At 61.7% G+C, this 19,622-nt stretch carries 18 protein-coding genes; 5 read left to right on the top strand and 13 right to left on the bottom strand.

Annotated features, from left to right (window positions below; genetic code table 11):
* Nucleotides 1-53: 53 nt before the first annotated feature.
* From atpH to NW862_RS04155, 6 genes are all read right to left on the bottom strand, one after another.
* Nucleotides 54-602 (bottom strand): ATP synthase F1 subunit delta, encoded by a 549-nt coding sequence (gene atpH, locus NW862_RS04180; RefSeq protein ID WP_414333066.1) that lies wholly within the window; start codon nucleotides 600-602, stop codon nucleotides 54-56.
* Between the two features lie 19 nt (nucleotides 603-621).
* Entirely contained in the window at nucleotides 622-1,182 is a 561-nt protein-coding gene (locus NW862_RS04175; RefSeq protein ID WP_414426947.1) for a F0F1 ATP synthase subunit B, read from the bottom strand.
* Nucleotides 1,183-1,217: 35 nt separating this feature from the next.
* Nucleotides 1,218-1,691 (bottom strand): F0F1 ATP synthase subunit B', encoded by a 474-nt coding sequence (locus NW862_RS04170; RefSeq protein WP_414333062.1) that lies wholly within the window; start codon nucleotides 1,689-1,691, stop codon nucleotides 1,218-1,220.
* Between the two features lie 88 nt (nucleotides 1,692-1,779).
* Entirely contained in the window at nucleotides 1,780-2,025 is a 246-nt protein-coding gene (gene atpE / locus NW862_RS04165) for an ATP synthase F0 subunit C (protein WP_011430931.1), read from the bottom strand.
* A gap of 218 nt (nucleotides 2,026-2,243) precedes the next feature.
* A complete protein-coding gene (atpB, locus tag NW862_RS04160) occupies nucleotides 2,244-2,990 on the bottom strand; it encodes a F0F1 ATP synthase subunit A (RefSeq protein ID WP_414347865.1) in 747 nt (248 codons plus the stop codon).
* Between the two features lie 5 nt (nucleotides 2,991-2,995).
* A complete protein-coding gene (locus NW862_RS04155) occupies nucleotides 2,996-3,358 on the bottom strand; it encodes a hypothetical protein (RefSeq protein ID WP_414333058.1) in 363 nt (120 codons plus the stop codon).
* A gap of 534 nt (nucleotides 3,359-3,892) precedes the next feature.
* Between NW862_RS04155 and NW862_RS04150 the strand changes: the two genes are divergently transcribed.
* Both NW862_RS04150 and NW862_RS04145 read left to right on the top strand, forming a co-directional pair.
* Complete coding sequence (locus NW862_RS04150; RefSeq protein ID WP_414333057.1) at nucleotides 3,893-4,477, top strand: DUF3177 family protein; 585 nt, start codon at nucleotides 3,893-3,895, stop codon at nucleotides 4,475-4,477.
* Nucleotides 4,474-4,788 carry a hypothetical protein gene (locus NW862_RS04145; RefSeq protein WP_414333055.1) on the top strand — a complete coding sequence of 105 codons (315 nt, stop codon included), beginning with the start codon at nucleotides 4,474-4,476 and terminating at the stop codon, nucleotides 4,786-4,788. The genes NW862_RS04150 and NW862_RS04145 overlap by 4 nt, the downstream gene beginning before the upstream one ends.
* 13 nt (nucleotides 4,789-4,801) lie before the next feature.
* Here the strand turns inward: NW862_RS04145 and gpmI are convergent, their stop codons facing one another.
* The 4 genes from gpmI to mnmE all read right to left on the bottom strand — a co-directional run bounded on the left by gpmI (nucleotide 4,802) and on the right by mnmE (nucleotide 9,152).
* Nucleotides 4,802-6,394, bottom strand: a complete 1,593-nt coding sequence (gene gpmI / locus NW862_RS04140; RefSeq protein WP_414426946.1) for a 2,3-bisphosphoglycerate-independent phosphoglycerate mutase — start codon at nucleotides 6,392-6,394, stop codon at nucleotides 4,802-4,804.
* 222 nt (nucleotides 6,395-6,616) lie between these two features.
* Entirely contained in the window at nucleotides 6,617-7,123 is a 507-nt protein-coding gene (locus NW862_RS04135; protein WP_414333052.1) for a tetratricopeptide repeat protein, read from the bottom strand.
* A gap of 43 nt (nucleotides 7,124-7,166) precedes the next feature.
* Nucleotides 7,167-7,667 (bottom strand): DNA starvation/stationary phase protection protein Dps, encoded by a 501-nt coding sequence (dps, locus tag NW862_RS04130; protein WP_414337237.1) that lies wholly within the window; start codon nucleotides 7,665-7,667, stop codon nucleotides 7,167-7,169.
* A 105-nt stretch (nucleotides 7,668-7,772) separates the two neighbouring features.
* Entirely contained in the window at nucleotides 7,773-9,152 is a 1,380-nt protein-coding gene (mnmE, locus tag NW862_RS04125; RefSeq protein WP_414347872.1) for a tRNA uridine-5-carboxymethylaminomethyl(34) synthesis GTPase MnmE, read from the bottom strand.
* A gap of 156 nt (nucleotides 9,153-9,308) precedes the next feature.
* On the opposite strand from mnmE, the gene glgP reads away from it, so the two are divergent.
* Together glgP and NW862_RS04115 are read left to right on the top strand one after the other, a co-directional pair.
* Entirely contained in the window at nucleotides 9,309-11,909 is a 2,601-nt protein-coding gene (glgP, locus tag NW862_RS04120) for an alpha-glucan family phosphorylase (protein WP_414333046.1), read from the top strand.
* 164 nt (nucleotides 11,910-12,073) lie between these two features.
* A complete protein-coding gene (locus NW862_RS04115) occupies nucleotides 12,074-13,138 on the top strand; it encodes a tetratricopeptide repeat protein (protein ID WP_414337235.1) in 1,065 nt (354 codons plus the stop codon).
* Here NW862_RS04115 and NW862_RS04110 read toward each other — a convergent pair.
* Nucleotides 13,045-13,878 carry a response regulator transcription factor gene (locus tag NW862_RS04110; protein ID WP_414347880.1) on the bottom strand — a complete coding sequence of 278 codons (834 nt, stop codon included), beginning with the start codon at nucleotides 13,876-13,878 and terminating at the stop codon, nucleotides 13,045-13,047. The genes NW862_RS04115 and NW862_RS04110 overlap by 94 nt on opposite strands.
* A gap of 109 nt (nucleotides 13,879-13,987) precedes the next feature.
* Here NW862_RS04110 and fni point away from each other — a divergent pair, with 109 nt between their 5' ends.
* Nucleotides 13,988-15,043, top strand: a complete 1,056-nt coding sequence (gene fni / locus NW862_RS04105) for a type 2 isopentenyl-diphosphate Delta-isomerase (RefSeq protein ID WP_414333042.1) — start codon at nucleotides 13,988-13,990, stop codon at nucleotides 15,041-15,043.
* Between the two features lie 62 nt (nucleotides 15,044-15,105).
* Here the strand turns inward: fni and glyS are convergent, their stop codons facing one another.
* Nucleotides 15,106-17,298: a glycine--tRNA ligase subunit beta gene (gene glyS / locus NW862_RS04100; protein ID WP_414337233.1), complete on the bottom strand. Its 2,193-nt coding sequence runs from the start codon at nucleotides 17,296-17,298 to the stop codon at nucleotides 15,106-15,108.
* Nucleotides 17,299-17,387: 89 nt separating this feature from the next.
* Nucleotides 17,388-19,466, bottom strand: a complete 2,079-nt coding sequence (locus NW862_RS04095; protein ID WP_414426945.1) for a cation:proton antiporter — start codon at nucleotides 19,464-19,466, stop codon at nucleotides 17,388-17,390.
* Between the last annotated feature and the right edge of the window lie 156 nt (nucleotides 19,467-19,622).

Here is a 19,622-nt window from a genome sequence, read left to right as displayed (position 1 = left end):
TCTCAACGGAATAGGAAGGGATCCAAAATTATTAAGGAAAACGCTGGGCCAATTTAGGCCAACTGCAGCGCCAGCCGGCGCAACTGGCCGCGCAAGCTGAGGTCGATCACCTGGGATCCGATCTTGATGATCACCCCACCCAGCAACGTGGGATCTTGGGCAATCTGGAGCTCCACACCCCTGGCCTGCGTGAAGTCTCTTACCCGCTCGCGGATCGACTGCTGTTGCGCCTCCGTCAGAGGTACCGCCGTGGTCACCTCGGCCAGGACGATATCTTGCAGCTTCCGCTGCAGCTCCAAGAACCGCCGGCAGACGGCCTCGAGGAACATGATACGGCGACGGTCGCACAACAGCTTAAGAGCATTCAGCAGCAGGGGGTGGATCTGGTCGGCAAACACCTGCTGCAGCAGGTTTTTCTTGGCTTCCGCCTTGATCAGGGGGCTGGCGAGGAATTGGCCCAGCTCCGGCGTGGCCTGCAGAACCGCGGCCATAAAACGGATGTCGGCCTCAAAGGTATCCATTAGCCCCTGAGCAGAGGCAAGAGAAACCAGGGCTTCGGCGTAGGGATCGACCACCTTGGCGGCCATGGTGCGGCTGATCATGCTTTTCCCTTCCTCCTCCTTAGCGGGCAATCATCTGGATCCCTTGTTCGATCAGGCGCTGGTGAACCTGCTCGCTGAGGTGCTGCGGCAGCTCCTGCTCCACCTTGCGCAGGGCTTGGCGCACGATCTGGCGGCGCAGCTCCTGGACAATTTGCTCTTGTTCAGCAGAGAGATCCCTTTCGGCGTTGGCGCGCAGCCGCTCGATCTCCCGCTCCGCCTGCTGCAACAGCTCCTGCCGGCGGGCTTCCGCATTGGCCTCCGCCTGTTTGCGAATGCGCTCCGCCTCTTGCTGGGCCTGCGCCAGCTTTTGTTGTTCTTCCGCCAGCCTCTCGATCGCCTCCTGCTTGCGCTGCTCCGCCTGGCGCAGCTCCTCGAGGATGCCTTCTCGCCGCTTGGCCAGAGCTTCCCCCACCACCCGGCGCCCCAAAATGTACAGCAAGGTGAGGATGATGGCGATGTTGATTAAGTTGCTTTCCAGAATCGCATCCAAGAGCCCCTTTTCTGGGGATACTTCCGCGGCTTCTGCCACCGGCTCGGCCATGGCCAAAAGCCAAGCGGGCATCAGGCTCCACACCAGCATCACGCGCTACTCCCAAGGAATGTTCAACCGGCCACTTAACGGGCGCTGCCCAACAGCTTCTCGGTGATCTGGGCGGCAATGGCATCCACTTGCTGCTGCAGTTGTTCGAGCGCCGTCTGCTTTTCCTGCTCAACTTGCCGCCGCGCCGCCTCCAGCTTGGCTTGGATCTCCGTCTGGGCTGCCGCCAGCTTCTCCGCACGGATGCGGGCTGCAGCCGCTTCCGCCTCGGCGATCACCTGCTGCGCCTGTAGGCGGGCCTTGCCGATCTCAGCCTCGTACTGGCGGGTCAGAGCCATCGCCTTGTCCAACCGCTCCTGGGCCTCCGCCTGGGTGGTGCGGATGTAGTCGTTGCGGCTGTCGATGACCCGAGTAACCGGCTCGTAGAAAAGGGAGTTGAGCACGGCCACCAGCAGCAGAAATTGGACGGCAATGATGGGCAAGGTGGCATCCAGATCGAAGAGGCCATTTTTCTCGGCAGCTTCGACGGCCAACAAAGTTGAACAAATCATGAGGCCGCACCAACAGAAACAGGATCTGAGATCGAGCAGGGAAGGGGGGCAAGACCCCAGCTCTCGGCCTGGGCCGCCCCCAGAGGCATTAGGCGAAGGGGTTGGCAAACAAAAGTACCAGTGCCACCACCAAGCCGTAGATGGTCAACGCTTCCATGAAGGCCAGGCTGACCAGCAGGTTGCCGCGGATTTTATCTTCTGCTTCCGGCTGACGGGCCAGCCCTTCCATAGCGGCGGCGGCAGCATTCCCCTGGCCCAGCCCCGGGCCCAGGGATCCCAGGCCAATTGCCAGAGCGGCAGACAAAACAGAAGCAGCAGAGGTTAACGGATCCATAGTGAGATGCTCCTTGTCAGTACAAAACAGAGGGTTGACACGAACGCAACAGCGCTTTGAGCGTCGAGGTGATCTGGCTTGATATTTAACCGATCGCCTCTTTGTCGGCGGCCTCTCGGCCCCAACAAACCTTACCAGAGAAGGGATCCCTTGCGACGACCCATTGGAGAGGTTTTGAGAGCTGGGCCCTGAACTCGGCGGTTGGCCCAACTCCTGGGTCAATCGTGGTGATCCCCACCCCCATGACCTTCCAGCGCCTCTCCAATGTAAGCTGCCGAGAGCGTCGCGAAGATCAAAGCCTGAATGGCCCCTGTAAACAGGAACAGGATCATCACCGGCACCGGGATCAACAACGGCACCAGCAACACCAACACCGCGATCACCAGCTCCTCTGCCAAGATGTTGCCGAACAGACGGAAGCTCAGCGAGAGAGGTTTGGTGAAATCTTCCAGGACGTTGATGGGCAACAGAACCGGCGTGGGCTCGATGTACTTTTTAAAGTAGGACAGCCCTCGCTTGCTAATACCGGCTACAAAATACATGACGCTGGTGAGCAGCGCCAAGCCGGCGGTGGTGTTGATGTCGTTGGTGGGAGAGGCCAGCTCTCCTTCCGGCAGGGGAATTAGCTTCCAAGGGAAGAGGTTGCCCATCCAGTTGGAGACAAAGATGAACAAGAACAAGGTGCCAACATAGGGCACCCAGGGCCGGAAGTTGCGCTCGCCAATCTGGGCGCGGGCAATGCTTTGCACAAATTCCAGGGCATACTCAACGAAGTTTTGCAGGCCAGCCGGCTCCCGCTGCAGTTGACGAGTCCCCAACAGCACCACGGCCAAGATCAGGGCGATGGCGATCCAACTGGCAATCAAAACCTGCCCGTGAACGGTGAATTTGCCCAGGTGCCAATAGAGGTGATGGCCGACCTCAAGTTCTGCTAGAAGAGGAGGAGAGGAGAAGAACAGGTTCATGGGCATCACGCAGAAGAGGATAAACGAGTCAGCGTCTGGACAAGATGAATGAGCAGGGCGACCTTGTAGGTCATGAACCCCAAAAAAATAGGCAAAATCTGTAAAGACTTCACCTGAGTGGCCAGGACGATCAGCCCGACAAACAGAGCCAAGCGCGTCACTCCCAGCCGGCTGCGACTTTTGCCCAGCTCCGCAACACCACGGCCCAGCATGCGCAGATAGACTACGCCAACGATTGCTCCGAGCAAGTAGTTGGCCGCCACCCCTGGGGAGTAGACCAGGGCCACTCCCACAGCGATGGCCAGACTCACGCCCAAGGTAACCACCACCAGCCATAGCTGCAGCGCTTCATAGCTCCTGCCAGCCATTGTCGCCTTCTCCCCCGAACCCGCTTCGCCCGGAGCAAGCGACGGCTGCGACGCACTCTGGCAGCCTAAATCCTCCTCCTGCTGGGACGGAGGCGGCGCCTCCTCTAGGGGAGGCAAAGGCTTGGGCTTCCACGGGGTCGCCTTCCAACGGGCAGGACTGTGGGAGAGAAGTCGGGAAGAACGTGCCATGGGAATGAGGTCACCACCTCTGAGGATCTGGCCTTAACCCAAAATAACACGACTAAGTAACAATACTTAACGAGTTGGGCCGGGCCAGGACGGGATGGAACCTTACAATCATCGCCTCGAAAGACGACTAGCCCTTCGACAGACGGAGATGTTCCTCTAAGAATCTACCACCTTCGCGGATCGGCAACGGCAAAAATGGAAAACTTTCTGAAAGCCCTCGGATGTAAAGTTTTGCCTAAGGTGGCCGAGAAGCTGCAATATTCTGTTACCTCCTGTTGTTTTGAGGTGGATCCCGCCGACCCTGCCGCTCTATATACTATGGGGCAGTGAGAAGAAAGGGCGAGGATGATCCCCGTGAGTTGGCTGGTCAAGGCGATCTGGGTGGACTACAGCTTGGCCGTGGCGCTGACGGTGGTGCTGCCGTTGGCTCTCCTAATTTGGGCTTTTGCGGTGGGGTTACGTCCTCTGATTCAGCTCTTGATCGTTTACTGGCGGGTGTCCAGCCTCTTGGCGGTGACGGTGTATTTGATGATTGGTGGCCTGCCCATCAGCTTCTTGAGCGGGGCGATGGCGCGGCTCTTGATCCCGGTCTGCCTGTGGTTCTGGCGAGATTGGAGCACTGCTCTCAGGCAGTCGAGAAGCTGGGCGGCACGAGCTTTTTTGCTCTGGCGGTGGGCTGTAACCGGTTACATGGGGGCCGGGATCCTCTTTTCGGGGGCCTTCGTGCCCTGCGCCTTCCGGGCTTCTCTATCGGCGGAGTGTCGAGCTTGGCTTGAGCCGCCGCTGGGGTTTCGAGAGATTTTCCATCCCAATGTGCCGCCGGAGCTGCTGGGGAGCGTGGGGGCGTGGGGCTTGGTGGCCTACCTGCTCTATAGCGTTTACTTTGTCTGGCGGCTGCGGCCCGGTGCAGACAAGGGGGAGCTGGCATGAGTGCTTTGCCCTGGCCGCTGGCCTTGGAGCGCTACAGCCAGGCTCACCCCCAGGAGGTGCTGCGGGTGGAGGTAGAAAGCGAGGGGGAAGTTGATTTGGTGCTGATCTACCGCGGCTACAGCAGCTCCCTGCGCCGGCCCACACCCCCCGATCCGGAAGTGGCGGTGATCCCTCCCCAGGCTCGCTTTTTGCAGTTGGAGCGCCTGAGCGCCCCCTATCACCCTGAGCGCTCGCAGGTTTTGGCCCTCTACCGCAACTGGGAAGAGCTGAGAGCTTGGCTGGCCCAGGCTGGGATCCCAGTGGCCGAGTGAGCAATTCCCGGTCTCAGCGCCCCACTGGGCTGGGTTGCCGCTGCAGGATGGTGTATTCTGCCGGCTGCAAGAGCGAGCGCCCTGTCATCTCGGCAGGTTGAGGCAGACCTAAGATCTCCAGAAGGGTGGGGGCCACGTCGGCCAGGGTGCCGTCGGAGCGCAGCTTGACGTTGCCGCCGCGACTGGGGATTTTGCGCTTTTCCCCCTCCACCAGGATGCAGGGGACGGGGTTGGTGGTGTGGGCGGTCCAAGGGTTGCCCTGCTCGTCCCACATCAGCTCGGCGTTGCCGTGATCCGCCAAGATTAAGGTGGTACCCCCCGCATCCACCACCGCCGCCAGCAGACGGCCCAGGCAGCGATCCACCGTCTCCAGCGCCCGCACTGTGGCCTCGAAGTTGCCGGTGTGGCCCACCATGTCGGGATTGGCATAGTTGAGCACCACCAGGCTGTATTCGCGGCGGGCGATAGCTTCGATAGCCTTGTCGGTCACCTCCACCGCCGACATCTCCGGCATCTGGTCGTAGGTGGCCACCAGCGGGCTTGGCACCAAGATGCGATCTTCGCCGGGAAAGGGCTGCTCGATGCCGCCGTTGAAGAAGTAGGTGACGTGGGCGTACTTTTCCGTCTCGGCAATGCGCAACTGCTTGAGGCCGGCCTCGCTCACCACTTGGCCCAGCAGGTGATCCAGGTTCTGGGGCTTAAAGAGCACCTGCACCGGCAAGGTTGGATCGTACTGCGTCATGGTGATAAAGGTGAGATCCGGAATCAGACGGCGCTGGAAACCGGAAAAGTCAGGGCAGACGAAGGCTTGGGTGAGCTGGCGGGCGCGATCCGGTCGGAAGTTGAAGAAGATGACTGCATCTCCCGGCTGCACCGCCCCCGGAGCCAAGCGAGTGGGGGGAATGAACTCGTCGGTAACATCCTGGGCGTAAAAGTCTTCCATGACCTCAGCAGCGCTGCGGCCACAGCCAGGGCCGTCTTCCGTCAGGATCTCGTAGGCCTTCTGGGTGCGCTCCCAACGGCGGTCCCGATCCATGGCGTAGTAGCGGCCACTCAGGGTGGCGATGACGCCATTGCCCAGCCATTGCAGCTCTTTTTCCAGGGCGGCCAGAACCCTGGCCCCGTCGCGAGGCAAGGTATCGCGGCCATCGGTGATGGCGTGGACATAGGCCGGGATCCCAGCCTGGGCCGCCAACTTAAGCAAGCCATAGAGATGGTCGATGTGGGAGTGAACCCCGCCTTCGGAGCAGAGGCCGATGAAATGAAAACGGCCCCCTCGCTCTTTGAGTTGGCAACACACCTCCAGCAAGAGGGGCTCCTGGAAGAGGGATCCCGTCTCGATGGCGTCGCTGATACGCACCAATTCTTGCGGTACCACCCGCCCTGCCCCCAACGTCAGATGCCCGACTTCAGAGTTGCCCATCTGTCCTGCCGGCAGGCCCACAGCTCGACCTGAGGCTTGCAGCAGAGCATGGGGATAGGCAGCCCAAAGGCTATCCAGGACAGGGGTTTGGGCAGCCAGCACCGCGTTGCCATCGAGAGCGTCCCGATAACCCCAGCCGTCCAGGATTACCAGAACCACAGGTGCTACCGATTGCGAATCCATGAAATGGCCTCTCGTTTTTAAGACATAATACCAGCCCCGGCAACACGATACCGGATCTTACATGTGTGCTCAAGATTTCCATATTTCAATCTTCTTTTGAGAGGATAAGGAAAGGCTTATAGAGGCATGATGAGCTTTTAAGCCCAACCCATCTGAACAACTGTGCCTCAGTCAAGAGTATTTCTGCGCATGGAATTGCAGAGGGAATCCCCAGGAGCTGGGCTACAAGCGTTTGCGCAGAGAATCCGAGCGGCGCTTGGCAATGGCATTCTGGGGATCCAACTTCAGGGCAGTTTCGTAAGCTTCCAGGCTTGGGCCATAGAGATTTTTCTTCTCATAGGCATGGGCCAGGTTGTTCCAAGCGGTCACATAGCCGGGATCCGCTGCCACTGCATCTTTGTAGTAGCGGATGGCCAGGTCGTATTGCCCCTGGCTGAAGTAGGCAAAACCGAGGGCGTTGCAGACGGGGGGAATGTTCTCCCCAGCCACCTCTAGAGCTTTTTTAAGCTGGACGATGGCCTGGTCGTAGAGACGCTTTTGCAGATAGACGCTGCCCAACTCGTAGTGCTCCTGTGGGGATCCCTTGCCTTTGCTCAGGCGAGGCTGGAGCTGCCGGATGACTTTTTCCTGGGCCCGCACCCGCAGCACCTCACGCAGGACGAAGTAGCCTGCCACGCTGAGGATACCGGCCAAAGCCACCAGGTACAGGAGGGGAGCGTTGACGCCCATTTTTGCCTACTCCACTTGCCTATCCAGATTTGGCTTGCCGACGTTACGCCTGCAGGTGAGCCTCGATGAACCAAAGATCTTTGTCGATCTGGCGGGAGATCTCGGTAAACAGGTCGGCGGTGTCGGCATCCCCCAGTTCGGTGGTGCGGTCGATGTTGCGGCGGACAGCAGCCGCATACTGGCCGTAGCGGGCCGCCAAAGCCTGCAGGTGAGTCCGCCCCTCCTCAGCCGTTAGGTCGTATTCGGGCAAGTTCGAGGTTTGGGCGACGATGCGAGCGGTACCGCGGGCAATGCCCCCCAGAGCCGTAACCCGCTCCGCCAGCATGTCTACGTAGTTCTCCAGGGTGCCGGCAAAGGTGTCGAACATCTCGTGCAGGGCGATGAAGTTCATGCCTTTGACGTTCCAATGGGCCTGCTTCACCTGGGTTTTCAGATCCAGCGTGTCCGCCAAGGACTGGTTGAGCAACTCCACCAGTTGCGCGCGGGCCTCGGCCGGCAAGTCGATCTGGGTGGGGTAGAGACGGGTTTTTGCGGCGGTAACCATAGCCAACCTCCTAAGTTGTGTCTCCATTATCCGGGATCCGCTGTGAGGATCCCCAACTCAGCCCATACTAACACAAACTCAGAATGAGTATGAGTTAGTGAGCACTTACTTGCCGATGCAGAAGCGGCTGAAGATCTGATCCAGCACCGCTTCGGAGATCTCCTCGCCGGTGATCTGGCCAAGGGCGTGCAGGGCGTCGCGCAGGTCGATGCTCCAGAAATCGAGGGGGAGCTGCGCCTGCATAGCCTGAACTACCTGTTCCAGGCTGGCTTGGGCCTGGCGGAGGGCGGCGGCCTGGCGCTGGTTAAGGCTCACCTCCAGGTTGGGCTGGGGCCGTCCCTGGGTGACAAGCTGCTCCAGGGCCTCTTCCAGCTCCGGGATCCCTTGGCCTTGGGCGGCGACGGCGGGGACGCGGTGGGTAATCTCGGCGGGGAGGGGGATCCCGTCAGGGGGGGCGAGGTCGGTTTTGTTGATGACCAAGATGAGAGGGCGGTGGCGAATGGACTCGTAGATGGCGGCGTCGGCATCCGTCCAGCCGGCCTGGGCGTCGATGACCAGCAGCAGCACATCGGCAGCCTGGGCCAGCCGTTGGGAGCGCTCCACCCCCAGACGTTCCACGGGATCGTCGGTGGCGCGAATGCCGGCAGTATCCAAAAGCTGGACGGGGATCCCTCTCACCACCAACTGGGATTCCACCACGTCGCGGGTGGTGCCGGGCAGGTCGGTGACGATGGCGCGGTCTTGGCCCGACCAGGCGTTGAGCAGGCTGGACTTGCCGACATTGGGCCGTCCGACGATGGCCACTTTCACCCCGGTGCGCAGCAGTTGCCCCCGCTCGGCGGTGGCCAGCAGGGCCTGCATCTGGGCCTGGATGGCTTGCAGCCGGGCCTGCCAAGCGGGAACATCCAGAGGGGGCAGATCCTCTTCAAAGTCGATGCGCGCCTCGATCTCGGCCAATAAGCCCAGCAGCTCCTGGCGCAGGGCGCGGATGGACTGTCCCAATTTGCCCTGCAGCCCCGCCAGCGCCATCTGGGCTGCCTGCGGGGAGCGAGCCGCCACCAGATCGACCACACTTTCGGCCTGGGTGAGGTCGATGCGTCCATTCAAGAAAGCCCGCAGGCTGAACTCCCCCGGCTGCGCCAGCCGTGCCCCCTGGCGCAGGCACTGCTGCAGCGTGGCCTGAACCACCATGATGCCGCCGTGGCAGTGCAGCTCCACCACGTCCTCATGGGTGTAGGAGCGGGGGGCCTGCATCCAGACGGCTAGGGCCTCGTCCAACCGCTGGCCCTTCTCATCGTGGATCCAGCCGTAGAGGAGGCGATGGCTCTCCCAGGTAGCGTTGCGGCGGGCGGGGGTAAAGATGGCCTGGGCAATGGCCAAAGCCCGCGAGCCGGAAAGGCGTACAATGCCAATGCTGCCCTGCTCGGGCACCACAGCGGTGGCAATGGCAGCAATGGTGTCGGCCAGGGGTGCAGTTAGATCCATATGTAACAAGGAATGCGCTATGCCTTGGTTCCCTGGAAGCGGCAGGTGGTACCTAGGCAGGATCCCGGCCTTCAACTCGAAAGAAGCTGTAAAAAACTGTGCTCTCCCGCCGAGGTCAGGGTAGCTTGGCAGTGGCGACCTGCACGCGTCCTAACTATGAAGCCGTTACGCACGTTTAAGGTTACTCCCTACCTGCCGGCTGCTCTGGAAAGTCTGCGCTTGCTGGCCTATAACCTGCATTTTAGTTGGAACGTGGAAACCCGCAGCCTGTTCCAGCGCATGGATCCGGATCTCTGGGATGCCTGTGGCCACAACCCGGTGGCTTTGCTGGGGCAGATGCGGCAGGAGCGGCTGGACGAGCTGGCGGAGGATCCCGGCTTTTTGGCCCAGTTGGAACGGGCCAGCCAACAGCTCCAGAGCTACCTGCAGGAAGACACCTGGTACCGCAAGTATCGCTCGGCCCAAGCGGTGGAAGGGGAGTGCTACGCCTATTTTTCAGCCGAGTTTGGGCTGGCCGATTGTCTGCCCATCTACTCAGGGGGCCTGGGGGTTTTGGCCGGGGATCACCTCAAGGCGGCCAGCGACCTGGGCCTGCCGCTGGTGGGGGTGGGCCTGCTCTACCAAAAGGGATATTTTCGCCAGTACCTCAACCCCGACGGCTGGCAGCAGGAGCGCTACCCTGTGAACGATTTCTTCAACATGCCCCTGGAGCTGCAGCGGGATGCGGAGGGCCGCGAGATTCGCATTGAGGTGGACTACCCCAAGCGCAAGGTGTTTGCCCGCATCTGGAAGGCGATGGTGGGGCGGGTGCCTCTGTATCTTTTGGACACCAACATCGAGCCCAACAGCCAGTACGACCAAGACATCACCGATGAGCTTTACGGCGGCGACCAGGACGTGCGCATCCACCAGGAGATCATGCTGGGCATCGGCGGCGTGCGGGCTTTGCGCGCCCTTGGCATCCATCCCACCGTCTACCACATGAACGAGGGGCACTCGGCTTTTTTGGCCGTGGAGCGCATCCGCCTGTTGATGCTGGAGCAGGGGCTGAGCTTTGAAGAGGCTTGGCAGGTGGCCAAGTCCAGCCAGATGTTTACCACCCACACGCCGGTACCCGCCGGGATCGACCTCTTCCCGCCGGACAAAATCGACTACTACCTCGGCTTCTACTACAGCCAGATGGGCCTGAGCCGGGAGCGCTTTTTGGCCCTGGGCCGCGAAAACACCGGCGACTTCCAGTCCCCCTTCAGCATGGCGGTGCTGGCCATCAACATGGCCTCGTTTGTCAACGGCGTCAGCAAGCTGCACGGGGCGGTCTCGCGCAAGATGTTCAGCCGGCTATGGCCCGGGATCCCGCTGGAGGAGGTGCCGATTACCTCCATCACCAACGGGGTGCATGTCCGCACCTGGGTGGGGGAAGAGAACCAAGCCCTCTACGATCGCTACCTGGGGCCGGATTGGGCGGAGGCTCCCCCCACCGATCCTCTTTGGCAAAAGGTGGATCGGATCCCGGATGGGGAACTGTGGCGGGCCCACGAGCGCAGCCGCTCCCGCTTGATCACCTTCACCCGCGAGCGCCTGGTGGAACAACTGCAAAAGCGGGCCGCCTCGGCAGTGGAGATTCAGCGAGCCTCCGAGGCCCTCAACCCAGAGGTGCTCACCATTGGCTTTGCCCGCCGCTTTGCCACCTACAAGCGGGCCACCCTCTTGCTCCACAACCTGGAACGGCTCAAGGCCTTGCTCAACCATCCCCAGTACCCGATGCAGTTTATCTTTGCCGGCAAGGCCCACCCCCGCGATACAGCCGGCAAAGAGTTGATCCGCCAGATCGTGCAGGTGTCGCGCCAGCCGGAGTTTCGCCAGCACTTAGTTTTCATCGAGGACTACGACATGTACATCACCAGCCTGATGGTGGCCGGCGTGGATGTGTGGCTGAACAACCCCTTGCGCCCTCGCGAGGCCAGCGGCACCAGCGGCATGAAGGCGGCGGCCAACGGTGGACAGAACCTGAGCATTTTGGATGGCTGGTGGGATGAGGCCGATTACTACCAGACCGGCTGGCCCATTGGCCGCGGCGAGGAATACGAGGATCGCGCCTACCAAGATGAGGTGGAGTCGAATGCCCTCTACGACCTGCTGGAACAAGAGGTTGCCCCTCTCTTTTACCAGCGCGGCAGCGATGGCCTGCCCCACGCCTGGATTCAGCGCATGAAGCAGGCGATTCGGCTCAACTGCCCCCGCTTCAGCACGCAGCGCATGGTGCTGGAGTATGCCGAGCGGGCCTACATCCCCCTCAGCAACTACTTTGACCGCATGCGCCGCGACAATTTCGAGTCGGCTCGCCAGTTCACCCGCTGGCGCAATCATTTGCAGGAGAACTGGTACAACATTCGGGTCCTCAATGTCCAGATTGAAACCCCGAAGAAAGCTTCCGCCGCCGGCCTCCCCTCGGCGCAAGATGACCAAGTGGTGATGGCCCGGGATCCCCTTACGGTGACTGTCGAGGTGCGGCTGGGATCCCTGCAGCCGCAGGACGTGATCGTCCAGGCCTACCAGGGGCCGGTGGACGACAACGGCCAGATCCAGAACGGCCAGGCGACCTCTTTGCCCCATGTGGAGACGATGGAGGATCGCGCCATCTTCTCCGGCCAGATTCGCTACGAGGCCAGCGGCCTACAGGGGCTGGCCATCCGCTTGTTGCCCTTTCACCCCGATATGCACGATCCCTATGAGCTGCGGCTGATGCTCTGGGCCTAGAATTCCCATTCCACCCACAAGGGAGACGGGAGGGGAACAGCCCCTTCCTATCCCGATCCAGCTTGAACGAAGAGAGATGCTCCAGATTCGTGAGGATTGGTGTTTGTCGCTGCCCAATCAGTCAGAATCAGAAAAACAGATTCAAACGGCTCCGGGTTGATGCCATGCTCAAAGCCCACGACTCTGCCGGTTTGCGCCTGTTGGTCGCGGCTGCCCTGCTGTTGGGGGGCCTGGCCAGTTGGCGGCAGGATCGCCTCTTGGCGGTGATGGGTCTGGCCAGTGCGGCAGCCATTTCTGCCTTTACCCGCCCCGCCATCTTGGCCTACAACCGCGGTCGCGAGCGGTGGCTGAACCGGGATCTGATAGGGGCCGTCGAGCAGCTCAACCTGGCGCTGCAACAGGATCCCCATTTGACCAACGCCCACCTCCTGCGGGGCCAAGCTTACCTCGAACTCGGCCAGCTTCCCCAGGCGCTGGCGGACTTCGACCAGGCCACCCGGTTGGCCCCGCGCCGGCCAGAACCTTACCTTTACCGCGGCCTGATTCGCCAGTCGCAAGGGGATCTGCAGGGGGCAACGGCGGAGTTGACCGAGCTGGTGCGCCTACACCCCAACGCCCCCCACCACCTCCGCTTGGCCAACCTGCTTATGCAACAGGGATCCCTGTCTTCAGCTCTAACTCACCTGGACGAGGCCATTCGTCGGGATCCCACCTCGGCGCCCGCCTATGCCTGCCGCGCTACGGTGTACGGCTACCTGGGCGAATGGGAGGCGGCTTTGTCCGATTGGTCGCAGGCCATCCGCTGGGATCCCTCTCCGGCCCATTACTATCGGCGGGGCGTTGCCTATGCTTGGGCCGATCGCTATGGCGAGGCCGTTGCCGACCTCAGCCGCAGCCTAGAAATAGAACCGCAGCAGCCCAACGCCCTTTACAGCAGGGGCAACCTTCTCTATGCGCTGGGGGAGATCAAAGCGGCTTTGGACGACTACGAGCGGGCTTTTCGCCGGGAAGCGGACATAAACTGCATCGACCGCTCCGACGAGTACGGCCTGTACGAACGGGGGCTGGCCTACTGGAACATGGGGGATAGAGAGACAGCTCTCTTTGATTTGCAGGCGGCCCTGCAGCTCAGCCGTCAACGTCGCAATCTGGCTTTGGAGCAGCGGGTGCGCCGGTCTTTGCCGCGACTGAGCGATCCAGACGGGGATCCTGGCTCTCCTCGGACGTAGGGGCCAGCTCCGGAACCCCCGACAGCGGCTGGCCGGGTTTTCTGCTCCTGTAGCAGGGGGGGATTGAGGCCAAAGCAGTAGCCGACATTGCGCACTGTCTGGATCAAGCTGGGCTGGCGCGGATCCCGTTCCAGCTTTTTGCGCAACGAGAGGATGTGGGTATCAACGGTGCGGGGGTTATCGGTGGAATCCGGCCACGCTCGCTCCAGCAGTTCCAGCCGAGAGACGGGATCCCCGTCTGCCTGCACCAGCACCATCAGCAGGCTGAACTCCTGAGGCGTGAGGTCGATCCCTTCCCCGGCCAAGGTGACGCGCCGTTGCACCAGGTCGATTTTGAGATCCCCATACTGCAGAAAAGTGGGAGGGATACGGCGACGCAGCCGGCGGGTCAGGGCCTGAATATGGGCGTCTAACAGGGGCAGGCTGAGGGGCTTGGTGAGGTAAGCGTCGGCCCCGGCTTCCAGCCCGGTGATGATGTCGGCTTCGGATCCCCGCTGGGAGAGCAGCAAAATCAGCAGATCGCACTGGCGATGGGCCCAGCGGCACAATTGCAGGCCGCCGCGGTTGGACAGCTCTGCATCCAAAATCAGCAGGTGGATGGGCTGCTGCTGCAGCAGGGTTTTAGCCTGGCGGATGGTCTCTGCTTGCCAAACTGGGTGCCCCGCCTGTTGCAAGTGCCAACCCAGCAAGCTGCGCAGATGGGGGTTGCCTTCTGCCAGCAAGATGTGCAAGGGTTGCATGGCTGTCCGGTTGGGATCCCGCCCACATCATAGACAACCGCGGGTCGTCTTCGGGCAATGCTGTTCTGGCATGTAGGGTATATAGATTGGACAATCTTCCACCCAGACCATGGTCGCTTCCCCACCTCCCATCTCCGAACGTAAGCAGGATCACCTGGACATTGTTCTGCAGCAGGACGTAGCCGCCAAAGGGATCCGCACCGGCTTTGAGCGCTTTTTCTTCGAGCATGTAGCTTTGCCGGAGCTGCTGTTGCCGGAGATCGATCTCAGTTGCCGGTTTCTGGGAAAACGCCTGCAGGCTCCCCTGCTCATCAGCAGCATGACCGGGGGAACGGACACAGCCCGCGAGCTCAACCTGCAACTGGCCAGTGCCGCTCAAGAATTGGGCATTGCCATGGGGGTGGGATCCCAGCGGGCCGCTTTGGAACACCCGGAGCTGGCCCGGACTTACCAGGTGCGCCAAGTGGCCCCGGATATTCTGCTGCTGGCCAACCTGGGTGCTGTTCAGCTCAACTATGGCTATGGGCTGGAGCAGGCGCGACGGGCGGTGGAGATGATCGAGGCGGATGCGCTGATTTTGCACCTCAATCCTCTCCAAGAGGCGGTTCAGCCCCAGGGGGATCCCGACTGGCGCGGGTTGTACGGCCGCATCGAACGCTTGGTGGCCCAACTGCCGGTGCCGGTGCTGGTCAAGGAAGTGGGCAATGGCCTCAGTGCCAAGGTGGCCCAGCGGCTGGCCGACTGCGGCGTGGCAGCCCTGGATGTGGCGGGGGCGGGCGGCACCAGTTGGAGCGAGGTGGAGGCCCATCGCCAAACAGAGGCCTTCAAGAAACGCATTGCCCACAGCTTCAGGGATTGGGGGATCCCAACTGCGTTGGCCCTGCTGGAAATTCGTCGCTTGCTGCCGGATTTACCCCTGGTGGCCAGCGGCGGCATCCGCAACGGCATCGACGTGGCCAAAGCCATCCGCCTGGGGGCCGATGTGGTGGGCATGGCCGCCCCCGCTTTACACGCCGTCTCCCAAGGACAAGCGCAGGCAGTGGTGGATACCTTTCGCGCCGTGATCGAGGAGCTGAGGATCGCAGCCTTCTGCACCGGATCCGCCAACTTGGCCCGGCTGCGGCAAGCGACCCTGCGGCGGCAGGATACTTGGGATCCCTTGTAGCGTTGACCAGAATCCCACCGATCCCCCGGCTCCTCTCCCAAACGGAGAGAGAAAGGAAGTTGCTAATGGGTTTTCTCCGGCGCCGATTCCCCTACCACGACCACCGCTCCCATGTCCCCCAGCAGGCGCGACTGGTTGCGCAATAGCCCCAGCAAGTTAAGCCGGTTGGCCCGCCGCAGGGGATCCGGATCCATCACCAAGACCGCCTCAAAAAACCGCGCTACCTGCGGAGCAGCCGCTTGCAGAGCTTCCACCAAGGGGACGAGGTCTCCCCGCAAGGCCGGCTCCACCCCTAGGTGGTAAACCCTCTGGCAGGCTTCGTACAGCTCCCGTTCTGCTGCCTCCTGCAACTGGCCGGGATCCACAGCGGCTGCCGGATCCACCACGGCGTAGTCTAAGTCCCCTTGGGCTGCCAGGCGGGCACAGCGATTGAGGGTGGGATAGAGATCCGCCAATTCCCCGGTAGCCCGCAAATGTTGCAGATACTCGGCCCGCAGCAAGGTCAAAGGCAGGTTGCTCAGGGCCCGCAAGGTCAGTTCCGATTTCTGCGGATCCTCTGTCTGCACGGATTCAGGATCCCCGACCACGGCTCTGACCAAGTCATAGTCGATTCGCTTTTCTTCCTGCAAAAGGGTTTGCAGCCGCTGGGCGAGAAACTCCTGCAACGCTTTTAAGGTCTTTTCATCTCCCGCTGCGTAGTCCTGCACCACCCTTTGCAACAGGGAGTTGAAGTCAAAGCTCCAGCCGGCCTCCCAGGCAACCAGCACCAGGCTGTTGGCGGCCCGCCGCAGGGCAAAGCGATCCGAAGAACCACTGGGGATCCGCCCCAAGCGAAACATGCCCACCAGAGTGTCCAGGCGATCTGCCCAGCCCACCACCCGCCCGGTTAAAGAGGTGGGCAGAGCCTCCCCCGCCCCCAGAGGCCAGTAGTGTTGCTCGATCCCCTCAGCCACCGCCTCCGGTTCCCCATCCTGCCGGGCGTAGTCGGCCCCCATGATCCCCTGCAGCTCCGGGAACTCGTACACCATCTGGGTCACCAGATCCGCCTTGCACAGTTGGGCCGTGCGATCCACCAGCGCCTGCTCCTGGGGATCCAAATTCAAGGCAGCGGCGATGAGACGGCTGATGTGGCGGATGCGCTCCACCTTATCCCGCATCGATCCCAGCCCCTCGGCAAAGGCGACTGCCTGCAGCCGCTCCACCCGCTCCGCCAAGGGGATCCGCCGATCCTCTTCGTAGAAAAAGCGGGCATCGGCCAAGCGTGCCCGCACCACCCGGCTGTTGCCCGCCGCGATCCGCTCCGACTGCTCAGGATCACCATTGGAAATGGTGATGAAATAGGGCAGCAATTTCTGGGGATCCCGGCCATCCCGTACCGGGAAGTAGCGCTGGTGGGTGATCATCACCGTCTCGATCACCGCAGGGGGCAATCGCAAAAACTCCGGCTCAAAGCGCCCCAGAACTGCTGTTGGCCACTCCACCAACTGCACCACCTCTTGCAGCAGAGAAGGGGGGATCTGGGCGCGGCCGCTCACCTGCTTGGCCAGCTTGGTCACCTCCGCCTGGATATGGGCCGCCCGTGTTGCCGGATCGGGACTGACCCCGACCTCTTGCATTTGCCGGACATAGCTCTCGGCCCGCTCCAAAACAAGCCGCTGGGATCCCAAAATGCGGTGCCCCCGACTCACCCGCCCGGCCACTAAGCCTGGCAGAGGATTGCCCTCAGGGGTAGGCCAGAGCAAAGGCAGTACTTGATCGTCCCAGAGGGAAACCAGCCAGCGGATGGGACGGGGAAACTTCAAGTCTCCATAGCCCCAGCGCATCAGCCGTTCGCCGCTCAAGCTGGTGATCCAAGTGGGCGCCAATTCCTGGAGCACCGCTGCTGTCGGTCGACCCCGCACCCGCTGCACGGCAAAGACAAAGGATCCCTTGCCCACCTGCCGGATTTCCAGGCTACCGGGATCCACTCCTTGTTTTTGGGCAAACTTTTCCCCTGCCGGGGTGAGCCGGCCGTCTTGGTAGGCCACCTGAGCCGGCGGCCCCTTCACCTCTAGGACGCGATCCGGCTGCTGGGTGGGCAACCCCTGCAACAGAACCGCCAGGCGGCGTGGCGTGCCGAAAAGCTGCATCTCCTCGGCCTGCAGATGGGCTTCTGCCAAAGAGGCCGGGATCCCGGTTTTCCATTGCTCTAGGGCTGAATCCACAAAACTGGCCGGCAGCTCCTCACAGCCGACTTCTAGCAAATAGGCAACCATACCCCTATGCTCTTAGCGACATCCCCCCTGGGGATCCCAGTTTATCAGGGGAGCCGGGGCGGCGTTCACACAAGCGCTCTAACCCGCCATCAGTACCAAGTGGGATCCCCTGCTGCCAGAACGCCCTCCTGCGGACGTGCCGGGGAGGCAGCAGGCAGATGCACCACAAGGATGGAAAGGCTAGGCCGGTTGCGGGCAATGGTCTCCGGCTCTCGGCTCAGACGGGAGCGGCTGCGGGCTTCGCTGGGGATCAACATCAACACATCTCCCGGCTGCAGCGCTTTGAGCACCTCGGCCACCAGCCCTCCTTGCACCCGTTGGAGCGGCAGATGGGCGTAGCTTTCCGCCACCAGGGCCGGGGAGCGCTCCCGCGGCGGTCGGGTTTGCACCAAAAGAATCTGCAGCGCCGCCTTCAACTCCTCGGCCAGCGTCTGCGCCAGCCCAATCGTCTGCTGCAGGGATCCAGAAGACACTTCCAACTCTGGGGCTGCCAAAAGGATGCGCCGCGTCGTCTCAATCGGGACAGGAAACCGCGTAATCAACACCGGGATCCCCACCTGCCGCACCACTGCGTCGATGACACTGCCGAAGAAATTCTCCGCATAGGTGGAGTAGCCCTTCCAGCCCAGGATTACCAAGGTAGCCTGCCGTTCCGCTGCCGAGCGAACGATCCCTTTTTCCACCGAATCATCCACCCGGCGAATCGGCTCCACTCGGGCCACGGCGCTGTGGGCCAAAGCTTCGGCAAAGGACAGCAACTGTTCCTGCCGAGAAAGGGCCGCGGGCGAGATCCCAGCCCGGTCAGACAAAACGTGCAGCGGCAGCAACGTCCCCCCTTCTTTTTTGACCAAAATCAAAGCCAACTGCAGCAGGTTGCTTTCGGTATCGGGGTTGGCGACCGGCACCAAGACGCGGGATCCCCAGGCTGGTTTGGGCAAGTCGCCGGCTTCTGCCGCCACCTCTGCAGGCTGGATTTGCTCGCCCCAGCGGGCCACGATCCAAGGCGAGGCAATGCAGGTGATCAGGATCATGGCGATGGTGCCGTTTACCGTCAGCTCATCCACCAACTCCACGTTAAAGGCCACCGTGATCGCCGCCAAAGTAGCCGCCGCCTGGGCCACCGACAGGCCGAACATGACCATGGCGCTGGCCAAGCGCCAGCCGAACAGTTGGGCCGGGATCCAAGCCGCCAAAAACTTGCTCACCACCTCCGCTGCGATCATCACCCCGCCCACCAGCAGCGTGCGCGGCTCGCCCAAGAGAATGCCGGGGTTGATCAGCATTCCCACCGAGATCAAGAAAAACGGCACAAACAACGTGTTGCCGATAAACTGAATCCGGTTCATGAGGGGGCTGAGCTGGGGGATGATGGGGGTGATGGCCGTCCCGGCCAAAAAGGCGCCCACCACCGGCTCAATGCCGATCAACCCCGCTCCGTAGGCCACCACAAACAGGGTAGCGATCACAAAAGTAAACTCTGCCCCCTCGTCGTGGCCGAAGCGCCGGAAAAACCAACCGCCCAGCTTGGGCACCCCCCAGAGGGTGGCAAAGGTGTAGAGGGCAATCGAGGGGATCAGCGTCAGCCAAAATTGCAGCGTCAGCCCGCCTTGGTGGGCGCGCACCACCACCGCCAGCACCAACAACGCCAAGACATTGGTAATTAGCGTCGCCCCCAGGGTGGCTGTCACCGTCTGCAGGCGCATCAGGCCCAACTTGGAGACGATCGGCAGGGCAATGAGGGTATGGGAGGCAAAACACGAAGCCACCAGCACCGCCGCCAGAAAGCCATACCCCAAAGCCAGCATGGCCGTCGTGCCGATCACCATTGGCAATAGAAAGGTGAGCACCCCAAAGACGCTGGCCTTCCAGGCATTCAGCTTCAGATCCTCCAGGCTGGTCTCCAGCCCGGCCATGAACATGAGAAACAGCAGCCCCACGGTGCCCAGCAGGACGATGGTCTCATCCCGCTGCAAGATGCCCAAGCCGTAGGGCCCCACCACCAAGCCGGCCAGGATCAGGCCGATGATCCCCGGCAGGCGCAGCCGCTCAAACAGCAACGGCGCCACCAGCATGATCGTCAGGATGATCAGGAACACCAGAACCGGGTTTTTCACCGGGCCGAGCATGGCCAGAGGGATCCCTGAAATTGGCAGCCAGTTAGCCAGCATAGATACCCGACAGACAGCAACCCGCAGACTCGGCAAAGCGCCCGCCTGAGTTTATCAGATTCATCCAGATCCAGATAGCTCTCCATGGCCCACAGCCTTCGTCCAGTCTTCAATCTCCGCCAGGGCGTTTAACAAGCATTCAAAATATATCAAGAA

Source organism: Synechococcus sp. H55.8 (assembly GCF_047462375.1).
Lineage (GTDB): Bacteria > Cyanobacteriota > Cyanobacteriia > Thermostichales > Thermostichaceae > Thermostichus.
Note: the sequence above shows the minus strand (reverse complement) of the source record. Positions and strands in the feature narration are given on the sequence as shown.